The organism is Cellulomonas bogoriensis 69B4 = DSM 16987 (genome assembly GCF_000767165.1).
GTDB classification, from domain to species: Bacteria; Actinomycetota; Actinomycetes; order Actinomycetales; family Cellulomonadaceae; genus Actinotalea; species Actinotalea bogoriensis.
Genome location: NZ_AXCZ01000146.1, coordinates 1 through 6,804, shown reverse-complemented (window position 1 = coordinate 6,804; position 6,804 = coordinate 1). Strand labels below are relative to the sequence as shown.

At 74.1% G+C, this 6,804-nt stretch carries 8 protein-coding genes; 2 read left to right on the top strand and 6 right to left on the bottom strand.

From position 1 onward, the window contains the following. The coding region (locus N869_RS11640; RefSeq protein ID WP_035061884.1) for a DNA polymerase Y family protein at positions 1 to 1,233 on the bottom strand (1,233 nt) is incomplete at its 3' end. Then, entirely contained in the window at positions 1,230 to 1,952 is a 723-nt protein-coding gene (locus N869_RS11635; protein ID WP_052105474.1) for a hypothetical protein, read from the bottom strand. The genes N869_RS11635 and N869_RS11640, both read right to left, overlap by 4 nt. A gap of 214 nt (positions 1,953 to 2,166) precedes the next feature. Between N869_RS11635 and N869_RS11630 the strand changes: the two genes are divergently transcribed. Beyond that, a complete protein-coding gene (locus N869_RS11630) occupies positions 2,167 to 2,697 on the top strand; it encodes a YbhB/YbcL family Raf kinase inhibitor-like protein (RefSeq protein WP_035061875.1) in 531 nt (176 codons plus the stop codon). Here the strand turns inward: N869_RS11630 and N869_RS11625 are convergent. From N869_RS11625 to N869_RS11610, 4 genes are read right to left on the bottom strand one after another with little or no spacing between them, the layout of a single operon-like run. Beyond that, positions 2,675 to 3,556, bottom strand: coding sequence for a TrmH family RNA methyltransferase (locus tag N869_RS11625; RefSeq protein WP_035061870.1), 882 nt, complete (start codon positions 3,554 to 3,556; stop codon positions 2,675 to 2,677). The genes N869_RS11630 and N869_RS11625 overlap by 23 nt on opposite strands. Before the next feature lie 49 nt (positions 3,557 to 3,605). Beyond that, entirely contained in the window at positions 3,606 to 4,784 is a 1,179-nt protein-coding gene (locus N869_RS11620; RefSeq protein ID WP_052105473.1) for an SPFH domain-containing protein, read from the bottom strand. Continuing rightward, positions 4,781 to 5,314, bottom strand: coding sequence for an NfeD family protein (locus N869_RS11615; RefSeq protein ID WP_332248769.1), 534 nt, complete (start codon positions 5,312 to 5,314; stop codon positions 4,781 to 4,783). The genes N869_RS11620 and N869_RS11615 overlap by 4 nt, the downstream gene beginning before the upstream one ends. 60 nt (positions 5,315 to 5,374) lie before the next feature. Continuing rightward, complete coding sequence (locus N869_RS11610) at positions 5,375 to 6,163, bottom strand: ABC transporter ATP-binding protein (RefSeq protein ID WP_035061867.1); 789 nt, start codon at positions 6,161 to 6,163, stop codon at positions 5,375 to 5,377. A 62-nt stretch (positions 6,164 to 6,225) separates the two neighbouring features. On the opposite strand from N869_RS11610, the gene N869_RS11605 reads away from it, so the two are divergent. Continuing rightward, a partial coding sequence (locus N869_RS11605; RefSeq protein ID WP_035061876.1) for a hypothetical protein occupies positions 6,226 to 6,804 on the top strand: 579 nt, incomplete at its 3' end.

Sequence of the window (6,804 nt, the reverse complement as noted above, 5' to 3'; positions counted from 1 at the left end):
CGGCAGGTCCTCCCCCCACGGGACGAGGTGCACCTGGTCGCGCACGTCCCGGCCGCCCTGGACCTGGGCCCCGAGGACGGACTCGGCGCCGAGCAGGCCCTGCACCCGCAGCAGGGCGCGGTGGGCGCGGCGGTCGGTGCCGTTGGTCTCCCCCCACAGCCGACCCTGCTCGGTGGTCAGGTCCAGGACGTCCTCGGCGCGCAGCTCCAACCAGGTCAGGGCACCGGGCTCGGGGCCGGTGCGGTGGGTGAGCCACCCCTCGAGCTGCCACCGGACCCTGTCGGTGACGTGGGCGGCGGACGACCCGCCCAGGGCGGTGTCGGTGCGCCAGACCCGCACGAGCTCCTCCCCGTGCTCGGTCCTGGCCGTCACCCGCAGACGGCCGCACCCCAGGCCGCGGTCCACGAGGGTGGTGTGCAGCTCCTCGGCCAGCCGTCGGGCGGCGAAGGCCGCTGCCTCGACCCGCCCCACCGGGGGGTCGAGGTCCCCGTGGACGACGAGGTCCGGCTCGAGGCGTCGCACGGCTGCGGGTCGGCCGTCCTGACCCGAGGCGACCTGGTGGGCCCACACGCCCACGGCCCCCAGGCGGGCGTGCACGTCGGCACGGGGCAGGTGGGCCAGGTCACCCAGGGTCCGCACACCCAGCCGGGCCAGCAGGTCCACCAGCTCGTGGACCTGCCGGACGACGGGACCGGTCGCGACGTGCACGAGCTCGGTGACCCCCAGGGGCGCCAGGAACCCGACGACCTCCCCGGGTGGCACCAGCATGCCGCCACGAGCTGCCAGGACGGCTGCACCCGGCCCGTCGGCGACACCCACCTGGGCCTCGTGACCTGTGCGCTCACCGACGGCGTCGACCAGCCGCCCGGCGAGCGCCGGCTCTGACCCGTGGTAGCGGGCCGCTCCCCCGGCGGGCAGCAGGAGCAGCCCGGGGCGGGCGACCTCGACCCCGGGGACGACGGACTCGACCGCCTCGGCCACCGGTTCGAAGGCCCGGACGTCCCGCCCGGGGTCCAGACCCAGCAGCACCAGGTCGGGGCAGACCTCCTGGGCGTGACGTCGGCGCATGCCCCGACGCACCCCGTGGGCACGGGCACCTGCGGACACGGCGGTGACCCGTCGACCGTCGTGGACCACGGTGGGCCGGTGGGCCGGGACCTCCTGGGCGCTCATCGCGGCGACGACGGGCCAGTCGGGTACCCACACGGCGGCGGTCCTGGGTGGGACGCTCACCCTGCCCGCCGGTAGGTGCCCGGCCGGTGGGCGGGGTGAGCGTCCCGTCCGGGCCCGGGTGGGCCGTCGCCCAGGACGACCTCGGTGCGCACCGGGCGCCCGGCCGACCGTCGCCCGGTGCGCACCACCGTCAGCCGTCGTCGCCGCAGACGCCCGTGACCTCGTCCCAGGCCCTCCCACGTGGCGTCCTGCACGTCCAGGACCAGGCCCGCCCCGTCCCAGGGGACGGTGGAGAGCAGGACGGCGGACCGTTCCCGTGCCCGTGAGTCGAGCCGGCGGCGGTCGGCGGCGGTGAGGGCGGCCCTGGGACCGACCACGACCACGTCGAACCCGTCGAGGAGGGCGGCGACCACCGCGGGCCCGTCCGGCCCGGGGTCGGGCACCAGCGCCACACGGTCCAGCACCAGCCCGGTCTGGTGCGCGGCCAGCACCCCGACCCCCGGCAGGCCCGCCACCGCCACCCAGGACCCGGTCCGTGAGGCCTCGGCCAGCAACGCCAGGGTCAGTGACGTCGACCCGGTCACCACGGTGCACGTCCCACGCTCCAGCCCTCCGGCCGGGAGCAGGCCCTCCAGGTGCCCTGCGACCGGCAGGACGTCCACGGTGACCGCACGGGCACCGGTGCGCTGCTCGGCCCGGGCGAGGACCGCACGAGCCAGCGCCGCGCGGCTCTCACCGCCGGGACGGGCCGTGCGCGACGGTGCGCTCGTGGGAGTCATCGGTTCTCCTCCCGGACCACGATCATGCTCGAACACATGTTCGAATGGTCTCAGTAGACGCCGACATCCCGAGGGGTGTCAATCCGATCATGAGCCCTCCACCCGGACGGCCCAGAGGCGGGCGGGCGAGGCGGGTCGGTGGCTCGGGATGCGGGCACGGCGGGCGTGGGCATGATGGACGTGGCCGACCACGACGACGACACGGGAGACCCACGTGGACCTCGAACGCCCCCTCGCCCCGGAACCCTACGAGCAGCTGCCGGCCGTGCCGTCCTTCACGGTGAGCAGCACCGACGTGACCGACGGCCACGCCATGCCGGACGTGCACAGCGCGGAGGGCGGCAACCTCTCACCCCAGCTGCAGTGGGACGGGTTCCCGGACTCGACCCGCAGCTTCGTGGTCTCGTGCTTCGACCCCGACGCCCCCACCCCGGCCGGGTTCTGGCACTGGACGGTGGTGAACCTGCCCGCCACGACCACGTCGCTGCCCAGCGGCGCCGGTCGTCCCGACAGCGACGCCCTGCCGCCCGGCGCGGTCCAGCTCACCAACGACGGCGGCACCGTCGGCTACACCGGCGCCGCGCCGCCCCCCGGGGACCGGCCGCACCGGTACGTGTTCGCCGTGCACGCCCTGGACGTGGAGGCCCTCGACGTCCAGGGCAGCACCAGCCCCACCAAAGCCGCGTTCCTGGCCCTGTTCCGCACCGTGGGGCGCGGGACCCTCACCCCGACCTTCCGACGCTAGGGGCGGGCCGCGTGGCCCACGTCGCGACGGCCACGGCCGAGGCGACGTTGAGGGAGTCGACGCCACCGGCCATCGGGATCCTCACCGTCAGGTCGCACGCGGCGACCGTCCTGGCCTTCAGGCCGTCACCCTCGGTGCCGAACACCATCGCCAGTCGCTCGGGAGGATCGGCCGCGAGCTCGTCCAGACCGACCGCGTCGTCGTCCAGCGCGAGGGCCGCCACCGTGTAGCCCAGCTCGTGCAGCAGGTCGACCCCGTCGGGCGCCCCGCCCTTCGGGCCGTGGGGCCACTGCTCGAACCGGGTCCACGGCACCTGGAACACCGTGCCCATCGACACCCGGATCGCCCGCCGGTACAACGGGTCGGCGCACGAGGGGGTGACCAGCACAGCGTCCACACCCATCGCGGCGCACGCGCGCAGCGCAGCACCGATGTTCGTGTGGTCGACGACGTCCTCCAGGACCGCCACCCGGCGCGGTGGACCCGCGACCGTGGAACCACCCAGGAGGTCCTGCACGGACGGCGGCACGGGACGGTGCATGGCGGCCAACGCCCCACGGTGCAGGTGGAACCCCGTGATCGCCTCGAGCACCGGAGGTTCGGCGACGTACACGGGCACCGGTCCGTCGGTGCCCGCGCCGACCTCGACGAGCAGGTCGTCCAGGTCCGGCAGCCAGCGCTCGGCCATGAGGAAGGACCGGGGACGGTGCCCGGCACGCACCGCCCGACGGATCACCGTCGAGCTCTCGGCCATGTAGAGCCCCCGGGCGGGCTCGCTGCGGGACCGCAACGCCACGTCCGTCAACCGGGTGTAGTCGCTCAGACGGTCGTCGTGGGGGTCGGTGACATGGATCAGCACCCCTGGATCATCCCAGGGGTGCTGATCACCGTCGTCCAGTCCTGCGTGCTCAGTCCTGCACAGGAGGTGCAGGGGGCTCCTGCCGCGGTGCGGGCGGTGCGGGCGGCGCACCCGCGTCCTGCCCGACCTCCACACCTGCGTCACGGGGGCGCCCGCTCAGGGTCCCGGCCGTGGTGGCGTCCTTCGTCGCCTCCTCCGACTCCCGACGCGCCTCGGCCAGCGCCTGGGCGGCGTCCGTCAGGGCTGAGGGCCCCAGGTCCTCACGGGCCAGGGGCGAGGTGCCGGGCGGACGGCCGGAACCGTCCCCCTCGTCCTCGCCACCCCCGAAGCCGCCGCCCCCGAAGCCCTTGCTGATGGAGTTGAGCGCCGCGGTGAACTCCGTGGGGATGAACCACACCTTGTTCGACTCGGTACGGGAGATCTCCGGCAGCATCTGCAGGTACTGGTAGGCGAGCAGCTTGGGGTCGGCGTCACCGCGGTGGATGGCGTCGAACACCTGCAGGATCGCCCGGGCCTCACCCTCGGCCTCGAGGATCGCCGACTGCGCCTGACCCTCGGCACGCAGGATCGCGGCCTGCTTCTCACCCTCGGCGGTGAGGATCTGGGACTGCTTGACACCCTCGGCGGTGAGGATCGCCGCGCGCCGGTCACGCTCGGCACGCATCTGCTGCTCCATCGCGCCCTGCACGCTCTGCGGCGGGTCGATCGACTTCAGCTCGACCCGGTTGACACGCACGCCCCACCGGCCGGTCGCCTCGTCCAGGACCCCGCGCAGCTGGCCGTTGATCTGGTCACGGCTGGTGAGGGTCTGCTCCAGGTCCATGGACCCGACGACGTTACGCAGCGTCGTGACCGTGATCTGCTCGATGCCGACCACGAAGTTCGCGATCTCGTACACCGCCGACTTCGGGTCGGTCACCTGGTAGTAGACGACCGTGTCGATGCTCACCACGAGGTTGTCGGAGGTGATGACCGGCTGGGGCGGGAACGACACGACCTGCTCGCGCAGGTCGACCTGGCTGCGGACCCGGTCGATGAACGGGACCAGCAGGTGCAGGCCGGCGTCCAGCGTGCGGGAGTACCGGCCGAGGCGCTCCACCAGGTACGCCTGCGCCTGGGGCACCACGCGCACCGCACGCACGAGCGCGACGACGATGAAGAGCCCGATCAGGGCGAGCATCGCGTACAGCAGGAACGCCCCGAAGGTGAGCTCGTCGTTCGGTGTCATGTGGTCGGCTCCTTGCCGTCGGTGTCGGGTGCGTCGTGCGGGAGGTTGTGCGAAGGGGGTGCGGTCGGGGTGACCTGGTGGCCGGGGTCCGGTCGCCGGTGGGCGGTCACCACGGCCGTGGCACCGGCGATGCGCAGCACCCGGGCCTCGACGCCCGTGGGCAGCACCTCGTCGTTCTCGGTGCGGGCGGTCCACACCTCACCGGCGAGCTTCACGCGACCCGTACGCTCGTTGACCTCGGTGACGGCGATCGCGAGCCGCCCCAGGTGCGCGGCGGCGTTGGTCTCCTCCAACGGCATGCGCATCCGCAGGTGGCGCAGCAGCCACGGCCGCAGAGCCATGAGCAGCAAGGTGGAGGCGACGGCGAACCCGAGGATCTGCGCCCACACCGGGGCACCCAGTGCGGCGAGCGCAGCGGCGACCAGCGCCCCGCCGGCGAACATCAGCAAGACCAGGTCCAGGGAGATCATCTCGACGATGACCAGGAGGAGTGCGCCCCCCACCCACCACAGCCATGCCATGTCACCCATGCGGTCCCCTTCGATCGATGATCGTCATCCTAGTCCGGGGGCTCGCGCTCGAGCCGCGCGTCACCGAACCTGTGCACGGGCGCTCCAGCGCCCGTCCCGGTGCTCGACCTCCAACGCGGTCCCGAACGTCACGGACAGCGACTCGGCGGTGAGCACCTCACCGAGGGGGCCGGCCGCCTGGACCTTCCCGTCGCGCAGGAGCAGCGCGTGGGTGAACCCCGGGGGGATCTCCTCCACGTGGTGGGTGACGAGCACCAGCACCGGCGAGCGGTGGTCGTGGGCGAGCTCGGTCAGGGCGCCCACGAGCTCCTCACGGCCCCCGAGGTCCAGCCCCGCCGCCGGCTCGTCGAGCAGCAGCAGCTCGGGGTCGGCCATGAGCGCCCGGGCGATCTGGGTGCGCTTGCGCTCCCCCTCGCTCAGAGTCCCGAACCGCCGGTCCGCCAGCGCACCGACCCCGAAGACGTCGAGCAGCGCCTGGGCGCGCTCGTGGTCGACCTCTTCGTACCGCTCGCGCCAGCGCCCGGTCATGCCGTAGGCGGCCGTCAGCACCACGTCCCGGACCGTCTCCGCGGGTGAGATCGCGTCGGCGAGGGCCGCCGAGGCCACACCCACCCTGGGGCGCAGCTCGAACACGTCCACGGCGCCCAGGCGCTCACCCAGCACCCCGGCGCTCCCGCTGGAGGGGTGCATGCGACCGGCGGCGACCTGCAGCAGGGTGGTCTTGCCCGCACCGTTGGCCCCGAGCAGCACCCAGCGCTGCCCGTCCTCCACGCGCCACGTGACCTCGTCGAGGATCGTCTTGGGGCCACGGCGCACCGTCACGGACTGCAGGTCCAGCACCACGCTCATGGGGCCCGACCCTACCCGTCGGGACGCGCACCAGGGCACGGGGACGCCCGTAGGTTGGGACCGTGGACGACCTCGACCGCGACCTCGCCCTTCCCCGTTCCGCCGTCCTGGCCCTGTGGCTCGCCCACGGCCCCGGCGACCCCGGGGCCGTGGGCGCCGTCCAGGAGGACGACGAGCCCCACACCGTCCACGCACCGGACCTGGACCCGTCGGTCACGGACCTGCCCGGTCTGCTGTCGGCGTGGGGGACGGTCGGGCGGTGCGTGGCCCTGCTCCCCGCCCCCGGTGACGTGACGGGAGTCCCCGCCCAGGTGACGGGGTCGGCGGTGGAGGCCGGGGAGTGCCTGCTGGTGCACGCGCGGGGCCGGTCGTGGGCGGCGGTGCCCGACGTCACGCCCTTCGGCAGCCCCCAGGAGCCGGGTCACCTGGTGCGGTGGGACGTGACCGCCGTCGACGACTGGACCGTCCGGGTGCCCGGGACCGTGGGGACCTTGCCCGAGGCCGAACGCACCCTGCGCGAGGCGCTCATGACCGCCACGGAGGCGCTCACCAGCCTCGACGTGGCCAGGTGGCGCCCGGACGCCGCGGCGGCCCTGCAGCTGCTGCGGTCCGGGGACGACCCGGGGTGGGCGCTGCCGTCC

What these genes read in the sequence shown, in the direction of transcription:
- N869_RS11635 (WP_052105474.1), bottom strand. Translation starts at nt 1,952, where the DNA reads ATGACTCCCACGAGCGCACCGTCGCGCACGGCCCGTCCCGGCGGTGAG.
- N869_RS11620 (WP_052105473.1), bottom strand. Translation starts at nt 4,784, where the DNA reads ATGACACCGAACGACGAGCTCACCTTCGGGGCGTTCCTGCTGTACGCG.
- N869_RS11615 (WP_332248769.1), bottom strand. Translation starts at nt 5,314, where the DNA reads ATGGGTGACATGGCATGGCTGTGGTGGGTGGGGGGCGCACTCCTCCTG.
- N869_RS11610 (WP_035061867.1), bottom strand. Translation starts at nt 6,163, where the DNA reads ATGAGCGTGGTGCTGGACCTGCAGTCCGTGACGGTGCGCCGTGGCCCC.